The sequence below is a fragment of the Bacillus sp. SM2101 genome (assembly GCF_018588585.1).
Classification (GTDB): domain Bacteria; phylum Bacillota; class Bacilli; order Bacillales; family SM2101; genus Nanhaiella; species Nanhaiella sioensis.
Map to the genome: position 1 here is coordinate 180,658 of NZ_JAEUFG010000010.1, position 24,626 is coordinate 205,283.

Below are 24,626 nucleotides of genomic sequence, written 5' to 3' on the forward strand. Positions count from 1 at the left end.
CTGCTGGTGTTTTAGTAATAAGTAAATAGTCTCTTTCATGAAAGGCGGTAGCTTCGTAAGTCTTGAATCATTTTTTTGATTTTTTAAAAAAGTTAAATAACGGAGTGAGCTCTTTCATCATTGGTTTAAGTTGATTATATGAGTTATAAATATCATTCAATTGTTCCATTATTTTCACATAGTCTATTTCATCATTTTGTTGTGGTGGTGTCTGATTGACACTTGGTTGTTGTTCTCCGAAATTTTGAGTTTGTCTGTTTCTGTCTCTTGGTGGGCCGAATAAAGACCTTGAAAAAGGATCAACCGGTCTTGTTTCAGCACCCCTCGAATGTTGTTCTTCTTTTTCCATAGTATCACCCCACTTCATGTGCTTTAATACTCGTGGATCATTTCATAACTGTTGCTGCTATTATTCCTAATTTAACATAGTTAAATTAGGAGCTAACCTGAACTTAGGAGTGGTTTCGCGCAAATTATTTGGAAATATTTTTAAGATCTTAATACGAAAACCACAATGTATGCGAAAATCACCTTACTTATAGCATATGTTTTATTAAAACAAATTTCGTAGACGGATATCATAATGATACTTAGGTGAACGTCCATTTTTTTGAGACAATAAAGTTGCTAAAAGGGAACAATATGGAGTAAAATTAGTACCAAGTAATAATATTTACTATTAATAAGGGCTCTTTTCATAAATCTTGTTGCTATCTTTACAAAATTGTAAAAGCTAAATGAGTTTTTGTATGAATGCCATAGTCTTGAAGAAAAGATACCACGATTGTTTCTTGTATACGTGTTTTTGTCTTAGTGCAAAAACACCAATCGATGCGAAAAAGCCATTAATAAAAAGGAGATTAGCATATGAATGCAGGTATTTTAGGAATTGGTCGATACTTACCCGAACGTGTGTTGACAAACGCTGATTTGGAAAAGATGATGGATACATCTGATGAGTGGATTCGTACACGTACAGGGATAGAGGAACGTAGAATTGCCAATGATGATATTGATACGTCAGACATGGCGTTTTTTGCTGCAGAAAAAGCGTTAAAAGATGCGGAAATCACAGCTGATGAAGTAGATATGATTTTAGTTGCTACAGTGACACCAGATCAGCCATTTCCATCAGTAGCATGCAGAATTCAGGAGAGGTTAGGAGCAAGTAAAGCGAACGCTATGGATATAAGTGCTGCTTGTGCTGGGTTCATGTATGGCATGGTAACCGCCAAACAATTTATATCTACAGGGACTTATAAGCATGTGTTAGTCATTGGTGTTGAAAAATTGTCTAAGATTACTAACTGGGAAGATCGCAATACGGCTGTCTTATTTGGGGATGGGGCTGGTGCCGTCGTTATGGGGCCTGTTTCAGAAGGTAGAGGCTTACTTTCTTTTGAACTAGGAGCGGATGGAACCGGTGCAAACCATTTATACCAAGATGAATATATCATTATGAACGGACGTGAAGTCTTTAAATTTGCAGTAAGGCAAATGGGTGAGTCTAGTGTCAATGTATTGGAAAAAGCTGGATTAACGAAAGAAGATGTTGACTTTCTCATTCCTCATCAAGCGAATATTCGTATTATGGAATCAGCGAGAACCAGGCTCGAACTACCAGAAGAAAAAATGTCAAAAACAGTGCATAAATATGGGAATACTTCAGCTGCTTCAATCCCAATTTCCATCGTTGAAGAGCTAGAGGCTGGTAAGATCAAAGATGATGATTTGCTCGTCATGGTCGGCTTTGGCGGAGGTTTAACTTGGGGAGCTATTGCTTTCCGTTGGGGGAAATAACAAAAATTTAATTATTTAAAATATATGTTGAGTAATTCATGTATAAATGGACAAAGGAGATGCTTACAATGAATAAACGTAGAGTTGTTATTACAGGTTTAGGTGCTGTTACACCTCTTGGATCATCAGTGGAAGCAACATGGGAAAATTTAATAAAAGGTGTTTCGGGTATTGGAACTGTTACGCGTGTGAACCCAGATGATTATCCTGCTAAGGTAGCAGGTGAAGCAACAGACTTTAACCCTGAAGATTTTATGGAAAAGAAAGATGCACGAAAAATGGATCGTTTTACGCAATTTGCGTTAGCTGCATCTTTGATGGCAGTAGAAGATGCCAGCCTAACAATCACAGATGATATTGCTCCAAGAGTTGGTGTCTGGATCGGATCTGGGATAGGTGGTATGGAAACATTTGAAAATCAATTTGAAACATTTCAAAAACGAGGCTATCGTCGTGTGAGTCCGTTTTTTGTACCGATGATTATCCCTGATATGGCAGCAGGTCAAGTGTCAATTGCTCTTGGTGCCAAAGGGATAAATTCTTGTACTGTCACAGCATGTGCTACTGGGACGAATTCTATCGGTGATGCATTTAAAGTCATCCAGCGAGGAGATGCGGATGTAATGGTTTCAGGTGGAGCGGAAGCACCAATTACGAAAATGTCCATGGCTGGATTTTGTGCTAATACGGCGTTGTCAACAAATCCTGATCCAGATACAGCGAGCCGTCCTTTTGATAAAAATCGAGATGGATTCGTAATGGGTGAAGGAGCTGGAATCATTGTCCTAGAGGAGCTAGAGTTTGCGAAAGCAAGAGGGGCAAAAATTTATGCAGAAGTAGTCGGTTACGGTTCTACTGGAGATGCCTATCATATTACAGCGCCTGCACCTGGTGGAGAAGGTGGGGTTCGCGCAATGAGGCAAGCAATTGAGGATGCTGACCTTACACCAGAACAAATTGATTATATTAATGCTCACGGTACGAGCACACAATACAATGAAAAATTTGAAACAATGGCGATTAAAGAAGTGTTTGGTTCGTATGCCGAAAAACTACCAATTAGCTCAACGAAATCCATGACAGGCCACCTGCTAGGTGCTGCCGGTGGGATAGAAGCAATATTCTCAGTCTTATCGATTAAGGAAGGAATCATTCCTCCGACTATTAACTTGGAAACTCCTGACCCTGATTGCGACCTTGATTACGTTCCGAATGAAGCTAGAAAACAGGAAGTATCTGTAGCGTTAAGTAACTCATTAGGTTTCGGGGGTCATAACGCAGTATTAGTCTTTAAAAATTATGAATAATAATATGATCACCCAAAAAACTGGCTATTTTTATATGCCAGTTTTTTGTGCTTATATGGCCTATGCACTCACATTAACATTTTTTCATAAGATAAAAAGAAAACTGTATTCTTCTTTAAGAAGTGATTAATAACATGATTAGGCTCTTTTCGTATAGTTTGTAGCCATAGTTACCAAATTAGTGCCATAAAAAGAAGTTTTATATGTTAATCATCGTTGTACAGAAGAAAAGGTGTCACGAACTCTAGTTGTGTATTACGTGTTTATTTCTTAATACGTAAAAGAACAACCAATGCGAAAACAGCCTTTTAAAAAAAGTTAACAAGCTGATGATTTTACAACATTCATCTCATAAAGAAGAAAGGATGGCACGAATAATAGTTTCTAAGACTATTTATTCTTCGTACGAGATACATCAATTAATGCGAAAACAGCGCATATTGTTGATATTAATCATACAATAAAAGGGTGAAAAAGATGCCTGTAATATCTACTTATGATTGGTTGGATCAATGGTACGACGAACCATATAAACTGTGTAAAAAATTAGTAAAATTATTTGGAGGAACATCTGAGAGGTCTATCTATTCATATCTTCGTTCCTTTGGAATGTATCGTCCCTCAAGGAATGGTAAGGAATGTATACATGAGCTCAAGGAGAATAAAGTATGGGAAATTGTAAAAAAAGAGCATCAACTTTTACAAAAAGAATGGGTGGGTGAAGATGTCCCGATCATCATTTTTCCAGCCGATTCATCAAATCCTGGCTTGCGCGAATACAATGGTAAATCTGGTGTTGCTTTTAAAGATAAGCTATTTTTATTCGTCTCTCCACAAAATGAGAAAAATGAAATTCGTGCTTTATTTACACATGAATATAATCATGTTTGTAGGTTATTAAAGTACAAAAAAAATGATGACAGTTATACTCTATTGGATACGATTATCTTAGAGGGGCTCGCTGAAAATGCTGTTAGGGAAAGACTTGGGGACAAATATGCTGCTGCATGGACGAATTATTACTCTCAGGATGAAGCTCAATATTATTGGAATAAAATAATAAAACCGAAAAGGAATGTGCTAAGAGGTCACCGGATTCATGATCAGCTTCTATATGGTCATGGACTTTTTCCAAAAATGGTAGGCTATAATGTTGGATATCAATTAGTGAAATCGTGTATAGATCATCAAGGTGATGCGATAAAGACTTTGTTATCTTTCCAAAGTAATGACATCGTTAAATATTCAGACTTTTAATCATTATAAATGCTTAAAGAGGAGTAGTAGAAAATCTAGTATACTAGCTCCTTTTCTTTTTTTTATATTTTGAAAATATTGTAACTTTAAAAAATATATTGATTTTGTAAAGAATCTGTAATATATTTTATTATAATATTATGTTTAAAAATTCATATTAAATATATTACTAATTAGAGGTGTACTATGAGTTCAAATTCTCGTCAAAACGCTGAAACACCTTTATTAAAGGTGAGCAATTTAGAAACAGCCTTTAAAATTGATGGTGAATACCACAATGCCGTTGATAATGTGTCATTCTCAGTAAAGCCGAAGCAAATTGTCGGAATTGTTGGAGAATCAGGATGTGGAAAAAGTGTTATGTCACTTTCCATCATGAAACTGTTACCAAAGCACAACGGAGAAATTAGAAGTGGACAAGTTGATTTTAAAGGTAAGGAATTGCAAGATTTAGATGATAATGAGATGAATACAATTCGCGGAAAAGATATTTCTATGATTTTCCAAGAGCCGATGACTGCACTAAATCCAGTTTTCACAATCGGCTTTCAACTTGAAGAAGTACTTTTTAACCATATGAATATTTCTAAACGTGAAGCGCGCTTGAAAAGTGTTTCTTTATTAAAAAGTGTCGGAATTTCCAGACCTGAGCAAATTGTCGAAGAATATCCTCACCAGCTTTCAGGTGGAATGAGACAAAGGGTAATGATAGCAATGGCTATCGCTTGTCAGCCACAATTATTGATCGCTGATGAGCCTACAACTGCACTCGACGTAACTGTACAAGCCCAAATTCTTGAATTACTTAAGGAAATTCAAGAAGTAAATGATATGTCAATCATTCTTATTACGCATGATCTAGGTGTCGTTGCAGAGATGTGCGATGAAGTAATAGTTATGTATGCAGGTAGAATTGCTGAAAGAGCTAATGCAGAAGAACTGTTTTACAACCCGAAGCACCCGTACACGAAGCTATTAATGGGTTCCATTCCTAAGTTAGATGAGGAAGTTGAAAAGTTAAGTTCTATTGAAGGAATTGTACCTTCCCTAGTCAATATGCCGAAAACTGGCTGTAAATTTGTTGACCGTTGTCCACAAGCAATGGCAGAATGTAGAGAATTAACACCACAGCTGAAAGAGGATAATGTTAATCATGAGGTAGCTTGTTTGTTATATGAAAACAGCTTTCCTACTGAAAGGGTGAAGGTGAGTAAATGAGCCAACAATCAACTTTAGAAGAAAAAGAAAGTTTACTAGAGATAGTAAATTTGAAAACTTACTATCCTATTAAAGGTGGAATTTTACGTAGAACGATAGGTAATGTTAAAGCAGTTGACGATGTATCCTTTGAGATTAAGAAGGGTGAAACATTCGGGCTTGTAGGAGAATCTGGATGTGGTAAATCAACAACAGGTAGAACGATATTACGTTTGTTGGAACCGACAGACGGCAAGATTATTTTTGATGGACAAGACATTACGAAGTTAAGAGGTGCATCCCTACGACAGATGCGTAAAGACTTCCAAATGGTTTTCCAAGATCCATATGCTTCCTTAAATCCTACAATGATGGTCGGTAGTTTGGTATCAGAGCCTATTCGCAATTACAAAAAAGTTTCTGAGGAAGATTTAAAAGAAGATGTCTTGGATTTGCTGAAGAAGGTTGGGCTACCTCCTGATGCATACTATAAATATCCACATGAATTTTCAGGTGGACAAAGACAGCGTGTCGGTATAGCTAGAGCGCTTGCACTTCGCCCAAAGCTTATCATTGCCGATGAACCTGTGTCCGCACTTGACGTGTCAGTGCAGTCACAAGTATTAAACTTGTTGAAAGAATTACAAGATGAATTTGATTTAACGTATTTGTTTATCGCACATGACTTAAGTGTAGTGAAACATATGAGTGATAGAATTGGTGTTATGTATCTAGGTGGGATCGCAGAGCTTGCTGATAAAGAAAGCTTATATGCTGAGCCTTTACATCCGTATACCCAAGCGCTGTTATCTGCGATTCCGGAACCTGATCCAAGGAAGAAAAAAGAGCGCATTATTTTAGAAGGGGACGTACCTAGTCCAGCAAATCCACCTGAAGGCTGTGCTTTCCATCCACGCTGTGCCCATGCTAAACCGGAGTGCCAGAAGGTGAAGCCTGTTTTGAAGGAGGTGAAAAAAGGTCATAAAGTAGCATGTCACTTATATTAACGAAAACTGATTAATTAGGGGGAGAACTATGAAAAAATCATTATGGCTGTTTTCATTAATGCTTGTGCTAGCATTGTTCTTAGCTGCTTGTGGCGGCGGGGATGACGCTTCAGCTCCAGCAGATGATAATAACACAGAAGAAACTGATTCAAACGATACTGAAGTTACAGAAGAAGAAGGTCCTAAAGAAGGCGGAACAATCACATACGGTTTTAACCAACCTTTCAAAGGTGTATTATCTTTTGCTTATTATGAAGGTACTGATGATGCAGAGATTTTACAATTCATGCATGAAGCTTTAGTTAAGACTGATGAAAACTTACAAACTGTTCCAAACTTGGCAGATTGGGAGATTTCTGAAGACAACATGACGTTAACGTTTAATTTAAAGCAAGGTGTTAAATGGCATGATGGCGAAGAGCTAACTGTTGAGGATATGGAATATGCTTGGTACTTAATTGCTGACCCTACTTATGAAGGAGCTCGTTTCTCAAACGTAGCAATGATTGAAGGTGCAGCGGAATACCAAGCAGGTGAGGCTGACACGATTTCAGGTATTACAGTAGTAGATGACTATACAATTCAAGTAAAAGTAACAGAACCATCTGTTAACTTAATTGATAACATTTGGGTATATCCTGAACCAAAACATTATTACGGAGATATTTCTTCGAAGGAAGTACCTGATTCTGATCAAGTACGTGTAAACCCAATCGGTGTTGGTCCATTCAAAGTGAAAAACATCGTTCCTGGTGAAATGGTTGAATTAGAACGTAATGATGATTACTGGAATGGTAAACCATACCTTGATGGTGTTGTTTATAAAGTAGTTGATGGTGCATTATCATCAGGTTTACTTGAAAGCGGCGAGATTGATATTATGGAAGCACTTTCTGACCAATGGCAAATTGTTAAAGAGTTACCGAATCTTGAAAATGAAGTAGTAGACGCTTTATCATACAGCTATATCGCTTTTGATATGGGTTACTACGATACTGAAAACAACGTAGTAGTAAGTGACAATCCGAAATTCCAAAACAAAACGTTACGTCATGCAATGGCGCATGCAATTAATCGACAAGAATTTGTCGATAGCTTTAGAAATGGGCTAGGAAAACCATTAAATGTTCCATTCCCATCTGTTTCTTGGGCAAAGATTCCTGATGATCAAATTAACACATATGATTATGATCCAGATAAAGCAATGGAAATGTTAGATGAAGCTGGCTATGTCGATGTTGATGGTGATGGCTTCCGTGAAGACCCAGAAGGTAATAAGTTTACAATTAACTTTGACGCGATGAGTGGTGCTGAAACGTCTGAGATTCGTGCTCAATACGTACTACAAGCATGGCAAAATGTTGGACTTGATGCTCAATTAAACGGTGGTACGTTAAAAGACTTCAACTTATTCTATGATACGATTGAAGCAGATGATCCGTCTGTAGAAACATTCCATGGTGCTTGGGGACTTGCAACAGATCCAGATCCGTCAGGTATTTGGTTAAGTACTGATAAGTGGAACATGTGGCGTTGGTACAATGAAGAATCTGACGAGCTAATTAAAGCTGGTATCCAATTCCCAGAAGATCCAAGCAAAGATGTACTTGAGCACCGCAAAGAGATTTATTACGAATGGCAAAAGCTTGTTAACGAAGAGCTACCTGTCATTTTCTTTGAACAACGTCAAAATGCTTGGGCAATTAACAAGCGCTTAAAGGGCGTAACAGTTACACCATTTGGCGTAATCGATTTCGAAAAATGGTATGTAACAGAGTAATAAAATCTATTTGAAATTGTACGATAAGGAGATCCGACATGCTACAATATACGATTCGTAGACTATTAGGAATGATTCCGTTACTTTTCCTTATCTCCGTAGTGGTATTTACCCTGGCTAAGCTAATGCCAGGGGATGCCCTTTCGGGTAAAGTTGATCCGCTCAATTCTGATCCTGAATATATTGCAGAGATGCGTGAAAAAATGGGTTTAAATGACCCAATTCACGAGCAATATTTTCGTTGGATAAGTGGCGTTCTACAAGGAGATTTCGGAGATTCATTTGTTCATAAACGTGATGTATCTGAGCTAGTATTTTCTCGCTTTCCAAACACACTCTTACTCGCAATATCTGCACTTCTAATTGCTTATGTTTTGTCATTTTTGATGGGGAGACATGCAGGAAGATATCCTTATAAAAAAGGAGATTATTTTATCTCAACCTATAATTATATTGCCTTAGCGATTCCAAGTTTTGTTGCGGCATTAGTTGCTATTTACGTGTTTGCTATTAAATTAGGCTGGGTACCGGCAACTGGTAGTATCGGTGCTGGTGTAGAAGCTGGGACTCTGGAATATTATATGAGTAAATTAAAGCATACGATTTTACCTGCTTTAGTATTAGGTGCAATGTCTACAGCTAGTTATACGCAATTTTTACGAAATGATATTATCGAAAGCTCACGTAAAGATTACGTTCGTACAGCGAGAGCGAAAGGTACAAAAGAGAGTACTATTTATAATAAGCATATATTACGCAACTCTCTTATACCGATCGTAACATTATTAGGTTTTGATATCGCATCTTTATTAAGTGGGGCAATCATTGTTGAATCAATTTTCACATATCCAGGCATTGGTAACTTGTTTTTTGAGTCGATGAATAGCCGAGACTATTCAGTTTTAATGGCAATCACGATGCTACTGTCAATGATGGCGTTAATTGGTAATTTATTAGCGGATTTACTTTATGGGATAGTTGATCCGAGAATCCGTTTAGGTTAGTGAGGTGAAAAAGATGGAACCATCAGTGTCAAATCAAGCAAACTCTGTTATACCACAAACAAAACGTCCCAAAAATCAATCACCGTGGGCAATAGCTCGACGAAAATTTTTACGTAATAAGCCAGCTATGATTAGCTTAGTATTTTTGATATTTATTACTACTGTAAGTATGTTAGCTGAACCGTTAACGGTACCGATGGAAGAAACGAATATTATCAACACAAGTCAACTTAGTCAGGAACCATCATCTGAGCATTGGTTCGGTACTGACAAAGCTGGGAGAGAAGTATTTGACCGTGTTCTTCACGGAGGAAAGACATCATTATTACTCGCGTTTTCAATTACGCTAATCCTTACTATTGTCGGTACAATTATTGGTGCTACCTCTGGATTTTTCGGAGGTAAGGTTGATTCAGTACTTATGAGATTTACGGATTTTGTTCTAATATTTCCGTTCTTACCGTTTGTAATCGTATTGAAAGCGATTTTTATTGAATCAGGTATTGCTGTTCTCATTTTTGTTATTAGTTTATTAAGCTGGACAGGTATGGCTCGTATAGTCCGAGGACGAGTATTAGCTGAAAAGGAAAATGAGTATATTCTTAGTGCAATATCAATTGGTTGTTCACCAGCGAAAGTTATTAGAAAGCACTTATTTCCAAATATCATGTCTATTATTATCGTACAAGCAACACTCTTATTGGCGGTAATGATAGTTGTTGAAACTGGCCTAAGTTTCCTTGGTTTTGGTGTTCCTATGACAACTCCGAGCTGGGGTAACATGCTTCAAGAAGCACGTAGCCCAGATGTTTTACAATATAAATGGTGGATATGGCTTCCACCAGGCTTAGCAATTGCTTTAACGATTCTTTCAATTAATTTTGTGGGTGAAGGCTTGAAGGATGCATTTAATCCGAAATCTAGCCGATAATTAAAAAAATCTATCACTTTAATAGTGATGGATTTTTTTTTTGACTACTTTTTTTTATTCTCGTTTCATATATATGAATAAGTTCCATAGGACAAGTATTAATCCGTTTACAGTTATTTGCTATATTCGACAGAAATGTACCTTTTCACTATATATATATATATATATCAATTGGCAATAATTTTGGTGTTAATAACAATAAGAGGAGTGTGAGCTAAATTATGTACCGCCTGTTTTTGTTTCTTGTAGGATTTGGTCTTTGTGTTGCCGGGGGAATTAGTATTATAGCTTACTTGAATTTGCTCACACTCGGTGTAGGAGTTATTGACTATGTCATATTTATTAGCAAAAGGGTAGAAAGTTATTTATTAGTAATAGGAATCTGTATTATTTGGCTTAGCATTTATTTACAATTTGATAATGAAGAATAGTAATTATGTTAACAGATAATGGTCACTTTTACTTTCTAAAATATGTATAAGCAGAAAAACAGCATCGATTAGTTTCAAATAATGGAATAAATTTATAGTACTCTGCCTATACTGTTGACAAACAGTAGTGAAGTGAGGGGTAAAAGTATGTTGTATCTTCATGATGTTTGGGTAAACTGGTTTGAAGGTGAAGAGAACGGATATAATGTATGTCACTTTCACGAATGGAGAAGTGACGATAGTGTGGAGTTATTAGATCAAGTTCCATTGATTAAGGTTGATCCATTACTCTATGCTTATATTGAAAATGATTTAATGGAATTACCTGCACAGCTGCTAGAAGATGTACATAAGAAAGCATTCATTCGGAAAAATCATGAACGGAAACAATTAGAGTATTGTTTTGTTGTAACAGATGGGTCAGGGATTATTGCGATTGATACAATAGGATATCATATACCTATAAGAAAAAGCAGGCTTATACCAAGGCAAGAGCAATTGGTATATGAAATGGTCCAAGATAAAGAACAAGACACATATGCGATAGAACTTCATCATAATGAGGAAAAGGAATACCATATTCTTTCGCTTGAACCGGAGCTGATGAGCGGACTAACGAGAAAAGAAAGACAACTTAAACAGCTATTGTTTATGGCCTTAGATCAGCTATATCAAACGAAAAATGCTGCACAAATAAGATATTGGTATACTGAATGGAAACCACAACATTATGAAAATATACAACAAATGACTTTTAAAGAAGCTTGGTACAGTTTATATGAGGAAGCAAAAACGGGCTGGAGTAGTAAACATGAGCTCTTATGTGAAAACTTAATAAAAGGACAACCATTTTTTGAAAAATTGTGGGAGCTAGAACAAGAGTCAAAAGTAAATTAACAAAGTAATCGGGCTATGATCCGATTACTTTTTTTTTGCTTTTCTCACATTATTTTTTGTAATTGAAATAAACATGTACACAACTAAAGTTCGTGGCAACTTTTTTCTGTACCACGATGACTAACAATGTAAATCACATTATTCATATTAGTTCGATAATAATATTATCAAAGTTTACGAAAAGAGCCTAGATTTTTGTATCGAAAAATAGATGTAACAATGGGTAATAAAGAATAGGATATTGGGATTGGGGGGAATATACCTTCTCTACTTTTATAAAGCTCACAAATTTTTGATAAATAACTAAATTTTGTAATGTATTTGTAATGCTTGTAATATATTGAATGTGAATTGAAAATTATGAAATTTCACATAAAAAATGACTATTTTCGAACTTGGAATCAACAGTTATACAACTAGAGTTTATAGCTATTATTCAATCGGAAATTTTAGTCTAGTTGTTGTAGTTAATAAGAAGAACCCCACAAAATACCGAAAAGAGTCAAAAAAATTGAGGTGTACTATGGGTATAAATTCTCATTCAAGATCGGTATCACCACTATTAGAAGTAAGAAATTTAGAGACAGCTTTTCAAGTAGATGGAGAATACTATAATGCTGTGGATCAAGTGTCATTTACTGTGAAGCCAAAGCAAATTGTGGGTATTGTTGGAGAATCAGGCTGTGGAAAAAGTGTTATGTCATTATCTATTATGTCACTGTTACCGAAGGGTATCGGGAAAATTAACGGTGAGATTACTTTTGAGGGAAAACATATAGAGAAGATGGGTGACAAGGAGCTAAATAGTATTCGAGGAAAAGACATAACTATGATATTTCAAGAACCGATGACAGCCCTAAATCCAGTCTTTACGATAGGGTCCCAGGTACAGGAAGTTCTGTTAAATCATTTGAAGATTTCTAAGAAGATGGCAAGAGATAAAAGCATTGCCCTCTTGAAAAGCGTTGGAATTTCTAGACCGGAAAAGGTGGTTGATGAATATCCCCATCAATTGTCAGGAGGAATGAGACAAAGGGTCATGATTGCGATGGCAATTGCATGCCAACCAAAACTTCTCATTGCAGATGAACCTACGACGGCTTTGGATGTTACTGTGCAAGCACAAATTTTAGAATTGCTTAAGGATATTCAAGAAGTAAATGATATGTCAATTATATTAATTACTCATGATTTGGGTGTTGTTGCTGAAATGTGTGATGAAGTACTTGTAATGTATGCCGGAAAGATTGTAGAATCTGCGGACGTTGAGACGTTATTTAGTAAACCACAGCATCCATATACAAAAGCTCTATTGGAATCCATCCCTAAAATGGATACCGTAGTTGAGAAATTAGGTTCTATTGAAGGGATCGTTCCTTCTATTACTCGTATGCCTGATGTCGGATGTAGGTTTGCGAACCGTTGTCAAGAAGTGAAAGAACAATGCAAAGTTGTAGCTCCACAGTTAGAAGAAACTGATCAATCACATTTTGTTTCGTGTTTACTATATGAAACTAGTCAATTAAAGAAGTGAGGGTAAGACATGTTAAGAGCAATGGATTATGAAAACTCTCTAGTTGAAATTAAGAACTTAAAAACATATTACCCAATAAAAGGAGGATTTTTTCGTAGAACTGTTGGGCAAGTAAAAGCAGTTGACGATGTATCATTTGCTATCAAAAGAGGTGAAACATTTGGCCTCGTTGGAGAATCAGGCTGTGGGAAGTCTACAACTGGCCGAACGTTACTAAGGTTGATAGCGCCAACAGATGGAAGTATTGTATTTGAAGAACAAGATATTACTAAAGTTGGAGGAAGTTCATTACAAAAATTAAGACGTAATTTTCAAATGATCTTTCAGGATCCATATGCGTCATTAAATCCGAAACAAATGATTGGTGATATCATTTCTGAGCCTATACGAAATTATTCTAAAATCACTAAAAGAGATTTAAAAGATGAGGTTATGAATCTGCTAGAAAAAGTCGGCTTACCTAGGGACTGTTATTTCAAATATCCCCATGAGTTTTCTGGTGGTCAGAGGCAGCGTATTGGCATCGCAAGGGCGCTAGCATTAAAGCCAAAATTTATCATAGCTGATGAGCCTGTATCTGCGCTAGATGTATCTGTGCAATCACAAGTCCTTAATTTACTTAAAGAACTACAAAGTGCTTTCAACTTAACTTATTTATTTATTGCACATGATTTAAGTGTAGTGAAACATATGAGTGACCGGATTGGAGTAATGTATTTAGGTAGAATAGTAGAAATCGGTGAAAATCATAGTTTATACTCAATGCCGCTACATCCATATACACAAGCACTTATATCAGCAATTCCACAACCAGACCCTATGGCAAAGAAAGAGCGTATTATTTTACATGGAGATGTCCCTAGTCCGGCAAATCCTCCAACAGGCTGTCCATTTCACCCTCGTTGTGAACACGCAAAGCCGGAGTGCGAACAAGTGAAGCCGTCTTTAAAGGAGGTGAAACAAGGACATTCAGTTGCTTGTCATTTATATTAAAGGCTCTTTTCGTTTTTTTCACTATTTATTAGCTAGATGAGGATAAGAATATACAACTATTTTAGAGATGGCAAGATGACATCAACCATTCGATATATGTAGCTATCTTTCTGTATTAAAGCAATATCTCATAAGAAAACAGCCAAGTTAAGCAACGTGAATTTAGGGGAAAAATTATAACTCGGGGGTGTTTTTGTGAAAAAACATAAGTTAACTGTTATGTCATTGCTATTAGTACTTTCATTTTTCCTAGCTGCGTGTAACGGAGGTGATGATGGTGAATCAACAAGTGGAGATAGTCAGGATCCTGTGACAGAAGAAAATGAAGAAGAAGTGACAGAAGAAAATGAAGAAGAAGTGACAGAAGAAAATGAAGAAGAAGTGGTAGAAGAGGGGCCTACTGAAGGTGGAGTGGCAACGTACGCTGTAGAATCAGAATTTGATGGTTTATTTAACTTTGCTTTTTATGATGGGTCTGTTGACGGTGATATTTTATCTTTTTTTGATGAAAATTTAATTGGTGTTGACGATAATCTCCAATACGTTCCAGGTATAGCTGACTGGACAACAGACGACAACATTAACTACACTTTCACATTCCAACAAGGGGTAAAATGGCATAACGGAGATGAATTGACTGTTCACGATTGGGTATTTTCATTGGAAACGATCGCACATCCAGACTATGACGGAGTTCGTTTTGTGAATGTAAGTGATATCGTAGGTGCGCAAGAATTTCGCGCTGGAGAAGCTGACAATATAAGTGGCTTAAATGTCATTGACGATTATACAATTGAAATTACATTTGATAAGGCTCGAGTCAATAATTTAGAGAATTTGTGGACATATCCAATGAATAGAACAGAATTTGCAGGAATCGAAGTGAAAGATATGTCTGGATCACCTCAGGTTCGTCAAAATCCAGTTGGATTAGGTCCATTTAAAGTAAAGAAAATTGTTCCTGGCGAATATGTTGAGATGGAGCGCTTTGATGACTATTATCAAGGAAGGCCATATTTAGATGGGGTTGTAGTTAAAGTGATAGACAGCTCGTTAACGAAAGGCTTACTTGAGAATGGCGAAGTAGATATGATGGGTGTTCACCCTTCAAATTTAGGCGAAGTTGAAGCATTAAATAACATCGATCTATTAGAAATACCAGGATTATCATATTACTATATTGGCTTCAAAATGGGAGAGTGGGATGGCGATAAAAACGTCATGAATATTGAGAAATATCAGGATAAAAAACTACGGCAAGCGATGTTGTACGCAATTGACCGTCAAGCTTGGGTTGATGCATTTTTCAGTGGCTTAGCACAACCAGTTAATAGACCCGTTCCTTCTGTGCACTGGATTGCTGCTGAAAATGACATACTAACGAATCAATTTGAATATAGTCCTGAAAAAGCAATGGAGTTACTAGATGAAGCAGGTTATGTTGACGTTGATGGTGATGGATTGAGAGATAATCCTGCTGGTGAAAAATTCACCGTTAAGTTTGGACATTATGCTACGAGTAATCCGACTTATGAAGCACGTGCACAAGCAATCCTTCAATATTGGCAAGACATTGGGCTTGATGCTCAGTTTGCGACTGGTGGTTTAATTGAAGTCAATTTATATTATGACATGCTTGAAAATGATGACCGAGAGCTTGAAGTCTTCTATGGTGGTTGGTATACCGGGACAGACCCAGATCCATCACCATTATGGGGATCGGATGCTAAGTTCAATTACACTCGTTGGGTAGATGCTGAAAATGACCGACTGTTAGACGATGCATTAGATATGGAAATTGTAGGTACTGATACGGAAAAACGCATGGAAATCTATAAAGAATGGCAGCAATTCTTTAATGAAGAAGTGCCAGTGTTACCAATTATGGAGTTGTATGACCTATGGGCAGTGAATAATAGGCTTCAAGGGACACATATTAACTCAGTAGGTGCACAAAATGATGTTCACCTTTGGTATATTTCAGAGTAACAATTTTCGATAATGCTAGATAAGGAGAATGATGATGATTAAATTCATACTAAGAAGATTACTTGGCATGATACCGATGTTACTCCTTATCTCCTTTGTAGTGTTTTCCCTGGCAATGCTCATGCCAGGGGATCCACTTGGTGGAGAAATAGATCCGTCAAATACTAATCCAGAGTATATTGAGGAAATGAGAGAAAAACTAGGATACAATGATCCAATTCCTGTTCAGTATCAGCGTTGGATAACAAACTTTGTTCAAGGTGATTTTGGAAAATCTACAAAATATAAAATTCCAGCAGAACAAGTCATTTTTGAGCGTTTACCTAATACAATTTTGCTAGGCGTTACTTCTTTATTAATTACTTATATTCTCGCTTTTTTTATGGGAAGTTATGCGGGGAGAAAGCCTTATACAATTGCTGACCATACGATAGGTGGCTTTAACTATTTAGTTTTAGCAATTCCTTCATTTGTTGCTGCTATCGTCTCAATATATTTCTTTGCATTTGAACTCGGTTGGTTTCCTTCACATGGTTCAGTCACGATCGGTCTAGAAGAAGGTACACTAGCATATTGGCAAAGTAGATTACATCATGTCTTATTACCCGCAATCGTACTAGGAGCATTTAGTACGGCGTCGTATACGCAGTTTTTACGTAATGATATTATCGAAAGTAGTCGTAAAGATTTTGTTCGAACAGCTAGAGCGAAGGGGACGAAAGAATCAACAATTTATAATAAACATATTTTAAGAAATTCAATCATTCCGCTTGTTACCTTTTTAGGGTTTGATTTTGCAGCACTTGTAGGTGGTGCGATTATTACAGAAACAATTTTTTCTTATCCAGGTATAGGTAATTTATTCATAGGATCTATAAATAGTAGAGATTATGCAGTTGTGATGGCGATCGTAATGATGTTGTCACTATTAACGTTAATAGGTAACTTAATAGCAGATATTTTATACGGTATAGTCGATCCTCGAATTAGAGTAGAGTAGGAGGAATGGTTGTATGGAAGTAGAAACAGATCAAACAACCAAGGTGAAAAAAGCAAGAAAGAATCAATCCCCTTGGGCCATTGCTCGTCGTAAATTCTTAAAGAATAAACTTGCCATGATCAGCGCTGTTTTTCTTGTTTTCATATGTATCATATCGTTTTTAGCACCGTATGTAACGACTGCTGATATTACAAGAGTGAATGTAGGGGAGATGGGACTTGCCCCTTCAACAGATCATTGGTTTGGAACTGATAAAAGCGGGCGCGACGTTTTCACTCGCTTGCTTTATGGTGGTAGAATATCGTTAGTGATTGGTATGTCGTGTACATTCTTGATCATATTGCTAGGAACCATTATTGGGTCGATTGCAGGGTATTTCGGAGGTTTTGTTGATGGAGCTTTAATGAGATTTACTGACTTTATTTTAAATTTTCCTTTTTTAGTATTCGTAATTGTAGTAAATTCTATTTTTATAGGGAAAGTAAATGGTGTTTGGGTATTGATTGGTATTATTAGTGTACTAGCATGGGGAGGCGTTGCAAGAATAGTACGGAGTAAAATACTTGCTGAAAAAGAAAATGAGTATATTTTAGCAGCACAATCAATCGGGTGTTCACCAATTAAAGTTATTATAAGGCATTTGCTCCCGAATGTAGGATCAACAATTATTGTTCAAGCATCGCTCTTATTTGCAAGTATGATCGTTGCCGAGACAGGCTTAAGCTTTCTTGGCTTTGGAGTTCCACAAACCGTCCCAAGTTGGGGAAATATGTTGTCAGTTGCTAGAGAAACGGATACACTTCAAAACAAGCAATGGATTTGGGTGCCTCCTGCAACAATATTAACGTTAACTATTTTATCTATTAATTTTATAGGAGAGGGCTTAAAAGATGCCTTTAACCCAAAATCAGCTCGATAAGAAGGAGAACTTAAAAATAGTCAGTCCCTTGTCCTATATATGAATTTAGGGAATCGGGACTGACTATTTTTGAGCTATACAAGACACATGAATGCGTTAATTCTTCTAGTTGTCTTGCTTTACTTTAAATCGTTCAACAGATTTATTTAGTTCTTGTGACATTGACAATAAATTCTCAATTTGTTCACTAACAGTGGCCATATTAGCTGCTGTTTCTGTAGCTGAAGCTGCAACTTCCTCCGTACTTGAAGTTGTTTCCATCGCATAAGATGAAGATTGCTTTGAATGGTCTTGAATTGAAGTGACACTTGTTTTTTGTTCTCCTAATAAATCATTCATAGAATTGATCGTAAGTACAACTTTATCCATCGATGCATTTATTTGTAGTAAAGCCGTTTTTGCTTTTGCGGCTGCCTCAGTTTCTTTTTGCGCTTGTTCAATACTTTGTATCATTGTTTTATTCACATTCGATATGGAATCAAGCACACTTGAAATAATCTCTTCTACTTTGTTAGAGGCATTTCTACTTTCTTCTGCAAGCTTTCGGACTTCATCAGCAACAACTGCAAAGCCTTTACCATGCTCACCAGCTCGTGCTGCTTCAATGCTCGCGTTTAACGCTAATAAATTTGTTTGATCAGCTATATCTCTTGAAGTTTCAAGAATTGTACGAATTTGATTTGTCCTATCTTCTAGTATTCTTACTTCAGTAGAAGATTGATCTGTCGCATTAGCCAATGCTTGAACACCAGTGATGACATCCTCCAAAATCGTTTGATTATCAACAATCGTATCTTGAGTTTCTTCGGCTGTAGTAACAACCTCATTTCTTTGCTTATCTATTTGAGTAGCAATCTCCATAAACTGATCTATTTTGTCGTCAGTTTCTTGACTAATGGCAGCCTGATACTCTGATCCTTGTGCAATTTCATCGATGGCTGCTGTAATTTGTTCAGATGAGATAGCGACTTCGTTAGCTGTCTGTCTCAATTGTTCTGATGTATTAAGAGTTACGTTTGAGGCTTCTTTAGTATTTCTAACTATACCATTTAAACTAATAATCATATCATCAAATGACTTGGCCAATTGACCGATCTCATCTTTACGCGTGATGTTTGTCGTATTCGTTAAGTCACCTTTTGCAATACGCTGAGCTACGTTCATCAATTTCTTCAATGGCTTTACAAGTCGATTTGAAAAGATAAACGCAGTAAATGTAATCACAATTTGTGATATAACGATGATAAGAATTATAACATTTCGTATTTCTGTTACTGCTCCAAAAGCGATTGACACAGGCGTATCTACAAAGACGGCAATTCCAAGCTCATGATCATATACATAAGAAGTTACTTGCTCATCACCATTTTCATCTTTAAACACCCCGACCCCACTTAATAGGGAAGCATCTTCCGCAAACTCGTTCCCTTCTACTTTTACAACCATATCACTTACACCTTCGTGGTCAAGAAATGACATCAATTCCTGATCATTGGTTTCTAGTTGAGATTGTTCATCTGAGGCAACTCCAAACCCTTCAGATGACACGAGAAACATGTTTTGGTCTGTATTGGATGCAGTTCCTCTAAGTTCCCTCCAAGCAGTACGGATATCTATGTATGTACCAATAACACCTATCGGTTTTTTTACTAAATCTGTTACTACTTTAGACACTTCTAATGTAAATACAGGTCCCAATGTATAGTTGCTTTCTTTAACCTTGCCAACAAAAAGACCTGCTTGCATAGCATTCTGATATGCTTCATCATTGCTTCGATCTGAAGGTGAGATGGAATACCCTTGTCTCAACTCTTCATTTCCACGATCGTTAATATGGTAAATATCTAAAAATTTAGAATTTGAAGAACGCATTCTAGAATAACCTTTACTAATATTTTGATCAGTTTCGTTTTTTAGCATTTCTGACATGAGTGTTATTTCTTCAACGGTTGTATTAACGTAGCCCTGTAATGATTGTAACTGAGTTTCAGCAACCATCATAGATTGAGTTTGTATATTTTCTTCCATTTTTTTTGTGACGTACGGTGTAATAATTAATATAAGTAATAAACCAGTAGTAATCATAGACACTAAAAATAGCAAATTTATTTTAATGCCAATTCCGTGTATATTTATCTTTGTTTTTGTACGATTTGGCTTTTTTTTTGCTATTTTCATCGTGTTCTTATTTTTTCGCACACAAAAATCCCCCTTAAAATAATCAATTATAGCAATTATACCATTATTTATGAAAAGGGAACTATTGATATCGAAAAATTACTTATGTGTGGAAGGTGAATAGAAGTGGATTAATCGTTTAGTTTTTTGCAAACAAAAAGTGCGACGTTAGATTCTTAATACGTCACACTTTTTGTTGAGTGGAGGTAAAGAAAGATCTGTTAATCTATCTTATCTTTCGACCTAACCCCATCGCATTTTTCATTTTTCTTAGCATTTTATTTGCTGTATAATTTGCTTTTTCAGCGCCTTCATTTAATATGTCGTCCAATTTACTAGATTCCATTAAATGATAATATTTTTCTTGTATCGGTATTAGTGACTGTTTGACGATATCAGCTAGTTCAGATTTAAATACTCCATAACCTTTTCCTTCATATTGTTGCTCAATTGAGGAAATTGGTTGATCGGTTAGTGCGGAATAAATCGTAAGTAAATTTGAAACCCCTGGTTTTTGTTCTTTATCAAATTTTACGATCCCGTCTGAATCAGTTACTGCACTTTTTATTTTTTTCTCAATTGTTTTTGCATCATCAAGTAATGTAATAAATGATTTTGAATTTGGGTCAGATTTACTCATTTTTTTTGTAGGATCTACAAGTGACATGACACGAGCCCCATGTTTAGATATGCGAACTTCAGGGATGGTGAAGATGTCATTATATTTTTTATTAAAGCGTTCAGCTAAATCACGTGTTAATTCAATATGCTGTTTCTGGTCCTCCCCAACAGGAACGAGATCAGTATTATACAATAATATATCAGCAGCCATAAGAGGTGGATACGTTAGTAAGCCAGCAGAAACTCCATCATTACGATTTGATGATTTATCTTTATACTGTGTCATACGCTCTAGCTCACCAATATGAGCAATACATTGGAGCATCCATCCTCCTTCAGCATGTGCAGGTACTTCCGATTGTATGAACAGTGTGGACTTTTGAGGATCTATGCCTACAGCTAAATAAAGAGCTGCTAAGCTTCGAGTATTGTTTCTTAATTGTAATCTGTCCTGTGGTACAGTAATTGCGTGTAAGTCCACAATACAGAAATAACATTGATACTCATGCTGCAATTCTACAAATTGTTTCATTGCTCCAATGTAATTTCCTATTGTGATGGATCCGCTCGGCTGTATGCCGGAAAAAATTGTTTTCATATCATTTTACTCCTTATATTTAAGTTCCTAAAAAATGAACAATGGAATATGTCAAGATGACAAAACGAATTATGTAGTGAAAAAAAGCAAGATGTTTGATCATTTAATCATCTTTAGTTTAAAGCACGAAAAACCAGCATTTTAACATTATTATAAGTATTGCAAAATTATATAAAAAAAAAATAGTAAATGCAAACTTTATATTATAAAAACAAAGAAAATTAGCATACTAAAGACTGTAAATCCGAGTAAGTAAAAAACTTATTGCAGTAAAAGAATGATGAACTTTTTTATTCAATTTAATGTGAGAAAAATACATATTTAGAAAGGAGAAGACAAATAGGGAAACATTTCAATGGTTTATTTTTGTAATAAAAACAAAAATAAACAATATAGGCGCAACTGTGTTATAGGTATATAGAACTATTTATTCGTGTCAAATGGTAAATGCATCAGGGATATCAATCATTATCGTATCAAAATTTATGCATAGCAAGAAGAAAAATTGTATAATAAATTCTGTGGTTTTAAAACTACTCAACATGAAAAATGAATGAAAAGGAGAGAAACACAACATGAAGAAGACAAAAAAGTCATTACTTCTAACATTGATTCTTGCTTTGAGCGTGTTCGTAGCTGCATGTGGTGCAGCAGAAGAAGAACCTGCTAAAGAAGAAGATAATGGTACTACTGGTGAAGCTGCTTTAGCAGAAGACCAAACTTTAAGAATTAATAATAATTCTGAGCCTAGTACTTTAAATCCAGGTTTAGCAGAAGATACGACTTCTTCAGCAGTATTGCTACAGACGTTTGAAGGATTGACTCGTATTGGTAAAGAAGGTAGCCCTGAAGAAGCTATGGCTGAAAACATAGAAGTTTCGGATGATGGACTTACTTATACATTTACTCTACGTGATGGCGCTAAATGGTCAAATGGAGATCCTGTAACGGCTAATGATTTTGAATATGCATGGAAATGGGTCCTTAATTCAGGCGAAGCAAACTATGCATATCAATTATATTATGTGAAAAATGCTGAAGCAGCTTCAAAAGGTGAAGTGTCTATTGATGAAGTGGGTGTCAAAGCAATTGATGATAAGACACTTGAAGTTCAATTAGAAAATCCAACACCTTATTTCTTAGAATTAACAGCATTTTATACTTACTATCCAGTAAATAGCAAAATCTCAGAAGCTAACGCTGATTGGGCTTTAGATGCTGGAGACGACTATACATCAAACGGTCCTTTCAAAATGACTACTTGGGAACATAACGATAAGATCATTTTAGAAAAGAACGAACATTATTGGGATGCGGATAATGTTAAGCTTGAAACAATTGAAATAGTAATGATTAATGATGCAAATACTGAATTAACGATGTTTGATAATGACGAATTAGATTGGGCTGGTAACCCAACAGGTAATTTACCAACAGAAGCACTGCCAACCCTTAAGGAACAAGGTGATTTATCAATCAATCCAATTGCTGGTGTTTATTGGTACAAGTTTAATACATCAGAAGCACCATTTAATAATGCAAAAATCCGTAAAGCTTTCGCGTATGCAATTGATCGTAAAGCGATAGTAGATAATATTTCTCAAGGTGGAGAAATTCCAGCATTGGGAATTATACCACCGACAATCTTCCCTGAAGCTGAAGATCAAGGTTACTTTAAAGATGCTGATATTGAGACAGCTAAACAGCTTTTAGAGGAAGGGTTAGCTGAAGAAGGTTTTGCAAGTGTTGATGATTTACCTTCAATAACACTTTCATATAACACTCTTGAAGCACATGCAAAGATTGCTCAAGCTATTCAAGATATGTGGAAGAAAAATCTGGGCATAGAAGTTGAATTGTTAAACCAAGAGTTTGCAGTTCACCTTGATGCAATGGATGCTGGTGATTTCCAAATCGCTCGTCTTGGATGGTTAGGTGATTTCAACGATGCAATGAACTTCTTAGAAATCTACAAAGAAATTGGTGGCAACAACGACACTCGTTGGGAAAATGAAGAGTATAAAAACTTGTTAAATGAATCCAATACGGAAACTGATCCAGAAAAACGTAAAGATCTGTTAAAACAAGCTGAAGAAATCTTCATGGAAGAAATGCCTGCAATGCCAATTTATTACTACACAAATAAGTACGTGAAAAAAGATAATTTAAAAGATGTTGTAGTATCCGGCTTAGGTGATGCACAATATAAATGGGCTTATTTCGTAGAATAATAATATTTTTTAAAATGATTAAATGTACATCATTAGCTGTTTTATAGCATTAATAAGTAATGGTATATGGAGAATTTCTCCGTATACCATTCTTTACGATTAGGGTTTTGTCAGAATATTGTGGAGGTGTAAACCCTTGTTTAAATATATAGTAAAGCGTTTAGGCTTTATGTTAATAGCACTTGTGTTAATTGTTACGGTTACTTTCTTTCTCATGCAGGCAGCACCTGGAGGTCCATTTACTTCGGAAAAGCCACCACCACCGGAGATCCAGCAAAAATTAAATGAATATTATGGGCTTGATCAACCATTGTATGTTCAATATTTTGATTATTTAGTTTCAGTCGCTAGCTGGGACTTCGGCCCATCATTTAAATATAAAGGTCAATCTGTCAATGACTTTATTAATTCAGGATTCCCTGTGTCGTTAATACTAGGACTGGAGGCTATCTTTCTAGCACTTGCTTTTGGTGTACTATTCGGTGTTATTTCAGCTCTCAGGCATAATAAATGGCAAGACTATTCTGTAATGATTTTAGCGGTATTAGGGATATCTGTACCAAGCTTTATCATGGCATCGGTCCTACAATATGTGTTTGCGATAAAATTAGGGGTATTTCCTGTCGCAAGATTTGAATCATTTTCTTACCATGTTTTACCTGCGATTGCTTTAGCGTCGACACCGCTGGCATTTATCGCACGACTTACTAGGTCAAGCATGCTTGAAGTCTTAGCTTCAGATTATATAAGAACGGCGAAGGCAAAAGGAATAAAGAATACGGTTATCGTCGTCAAGCATGCGATTCGTAATGCTTTAATGCCTGTAGTTTCTTATATGGGTCCACTAACTGCTGGGATATTAACAGGTAGCTTCGTTATCGAGAGTATATTTGGTATTCCTGGGTTAGGTAGCCACTTCGTTCGGTCGATTACAGATCGTGATTATACAACG

Annotated in this window: 19 protein-coding genes and 2 pseudogenes; 17 read left to right on the forward strand and 4 right to left on the reverse strand. The window is 36.2% G+C overall.

Annotated elements, in window-relative coordinates; translation table 11 throughout:
* Positions 1 to 67: 67 nt before the first annotated feature.
* Positions 68 to 367 (reverse strand): hypothetical protein, encoded by a 300-nt coding sequence (locus JM172_RS12105; protein ID WP_214482597.1) that lies wholly within the window; start codon positions 365 to 367, stop codon positions 68 to 70.
* Positions 368 to 867: 500 nt separating this feature from the next.
* Here JM172_RS12105 and JM172_RS12110 point away from each other — a divergent pair, with 500 nt between their 5' ends.
* The 15 genes from JM172_RS12110 to opp4C (JM172_RS12175) all read left to right on the forward strand — a co-directional run bounded on the left by JM172_RS12110 (position 868) and on the right by opp4C (JM172_RS12175) (position 18,046).
* Positions 868 to 1,800, forward strand: a complete 933-nt coding sequence (locus JM172_RS12110) for a beta-ketoacyl-ACP synthase III (protein WP_214482598.1) — start codon at positions 868 to 870, stop codon at positions 1,798 to 1,800.
* Between the two features lie 68 nt (positions 1,801 to 1,868).
* Positions 1,869 to 3,107 carry a beta-ketoacyl-ACP synthase II gene (fabF, locus tag JM172_RS12115; protein ID WP_214482599.1) on the forward strand — a complete coding sequence of 413 codons (1,239 nt, stop codon included), beginning with the start codon at positions 1,869 to 1,871 and terminating at the stop codon, positions 3,105 to 3,107.
* A 477-nt stretch (positions 3,108 to 3,584) separates the two neighbouring features.
* On the forward strand, positions 3,585 to 4,364 hold the full coding sequence (locus JM172_RS12120; RefSeq protein WP_214482600.1) for a DUF2268 domain-containing putative Zn-dependent protease: 780 nt from the start codon (positions 3,585 to 3,587) through the stop codon (positions 4,362 to 4,364).
* Positions 4,365 to 4,550: 186 nt separating this feature from the next.
* Positions 4,551 to 5,582, forward strand: a complete 1,032-nt coding sequence (locus JM172_RS12125; RefSeq protein WP_214482601.1) for an ABC transporter ATP-binding protein — start codon at positions 4,551 to 4,553, stop codon at positions 5,580 to 5,582.
* On the forward strand, positions 5,579 to 6,568 hold the full coding sequence (locus JM172_RS12130) for an ABC transporter ATP-binding protein (protein WP_214482602.1): 990 nt from the start codon (positions 5,579 to 5,581) through the stop codon (positions 6,566 to 6,568). The genes JM172_RS12125 and JM172_RS12130 overlap by 4 nt, the downstream gene beginning before the upstream one ends.
* Positions 6,569 to 6,596: 28 nt before the next feature.
* Positions 6,597 to 8,348 carry an oligopeptide ABC transporter substrate-binding protein gene (gene opp4A / locus JM172_RS12135; protein ID WP_214482603.1) on the forward strand — a complete coding sequence of 584 codons (1,752 nt, stop codon included), beginning with the start codon at positions 6,597 to 6,599 and terminating at the stop codon, positions 8,346 to 8,348.
* A gap of 38 nt (positions 8,349 to 8,386) precedes the next feature.
* On the forward strand, positions 8,387 to 9,352 hold the full coding sequence (gene opp4B, locus JM172_RS12140) for an oligopeptide ABC transporter permease (protein WP_214482604.1): 966 nt from the start codon (positions 8,387 to 8,389) through the stop codon (positions 9,350 to 9,352).
* A 13-nt stretch (positions 9,353 to 9,365) separates the two neighbouring features.
* Positions 9,366 to 10,283 carry an oligopeptide ABC transporter permease gene (gene opp4C / locus JM172_RS12145; RefSeq protein ID WP_214482605.1) on the forward strand — a complete coding sequence of 306 codons (918 nt, stop codon included), beginning with the start codon at positions 9,366 to 9,368 and terminating at the stop codon, positions 10,281 to 10,283.
* 221 nt (positions 10,284 to 10,504) lie between these two features.
* A complete protein-coding gene (locus tag JM172_RS25650) occupies positions 10,505 to 10,714 on the forward strand; it encodes a YuzI family membrane protein (RefSeq protein WP_250886634.1) in 210 nt (69 codons plus the stop codon).
* Positions 10,715 to 10,861: 147 nt separating this feature from the next.
* Entirely contained in the window at positions 10,862 to 11,611 is a 750-nt protein-coding gene (locus JM172_RS12150) for a YjbA family protein (RefSeq protein ID WP_214482606.1), read from the forward strand.
* A gap of 523 nt (positions 11,612 to 12,134) precedes the next feature.
* The gene (locus JM172_RS12155) at positions 12,135 to 13,145 is read left to right on the forward strand and encodes an ABC transporter ATP-binding protein (protein WP_214482607.1); all 1,011 of its coding nucleotides are present in this window, start codon (positions 12,135 to 12,137) and stop codon (positions 13,143 to 13,145) included.
* Between the two features lie 9 nt (positions 13,146 to 13,154).
* On the forward strand, positions 13,155 to 14,138 hold the full coding sequence (locus JM172_RS12160; protein ID WP_214482608.1) for an ABC transporter ATP-binding protein: 984 nt from the start codon (positions 13,155 to 13,157) through the stop codon (positions 14,136 to 14,138).
* Positions 14,139 to 14,333: 195 nt separating this feature from the next.
* The gene (opp4A, locus tag JM172_RS12165) at positions 14,334 to 16,127 is read left to right on the forward strand and encodes an oligopeptide ABC transporter substrate-binding protein (RefSeq protein ID WP_214482609.1); all 1,794 of its coding nucleotides are present in this window, start codon (positions 14,334 to 14,336) and stop codon (positions 16,125 to 16,127) included.
* Positions 16,128 to 16,161: 34 nt separating this feature from the next.
* The gene (gene opp4B / locus JM172_RS12170) at positions 16,162 to 17,127 is read left to right on the forward strand and encodes an oligopeptide ABC transporter permease (RefSeq protein ID WP_214482610.1); all 966 of its coding nucleotides are present in this window, start codon (positions 16,162 to 16,164) and stop codon (positions 17,125 to 17,127) included.
* A gap of 13 nt (positions 17,128 to 17,140) precedes the next feature.
* Entirely contained in the window at positions 17,141 to 18,046 is a 906-nt protein-coding gene (opp4C, locus tag JM172_RS12175) for an oligopeptide ABC transporter permease (protein WP_214482611.1), read from the forward strand.
* Positions 18,047 to 18,151: 105 nt separating this feature from the next.
* Here the strand turns inward: opp4C (JM172_RS12175) and JM172_RS25655 are convergent.
* The 3 genes and pseudogenes from JM172_RS25655 to trpS all read right to left on the reverse strand — a co-directional run.
* Positions 18,152 to 18,733 (reverse strand): annotated as a pseudogene (locus JM172_RS25655) (methyl-accepting chemotaxis protein); the annotation flags it as partial.
* A 372-nt stretch (positions 18,734 to 19,105) separates the two neighbouring features.
* Positions 19,106 to 20,224, reverse strand: a pseudogene (locus JM172_RS25660) (HAMP domain-containing protein); the annotation flags it as partial.
* A 226-nt stretch (positions 20,225 to 20,450) separates the two neighbouring features.
* Complete coding sequence (trpS, locus tag JM172_RS12185) at positions 20,451 to 21,443, reverse strand: tryptophan--tRNA ligase (protein WP_214482613.1); 993 nt, start codon at positions 21,441 to 21,443, stop codon at positions 20,451 to 20,453.
* Between the two features lie 575 nt (positions 21,444 to 22,018).
* On the opposite strand from trpS, the gene JM172_RS12190 reads away from it, so the two are divergent.
* Positions 22,019 to 23,674, forward strand: coding sequence for a peptide ABC transporter substrate-binding protein (locus JM172_RS12190; protein ID WP_214482614.1), 1,656 nt, complete (start codon positions 22,019 to 22,021; stop codon positions 23,672 to 23,674).
* Positions 23,675 to 23,810: 136 nt separating this feature from the next.
* Positions 23,811 to 24,626, forward strand: an 816-nt coding sequence (locus tag JM172_RS12195; protein ID WP_214482615.1) for an ABC transporter permease, incomplete at its 3' end; no start/stop codon positions are given.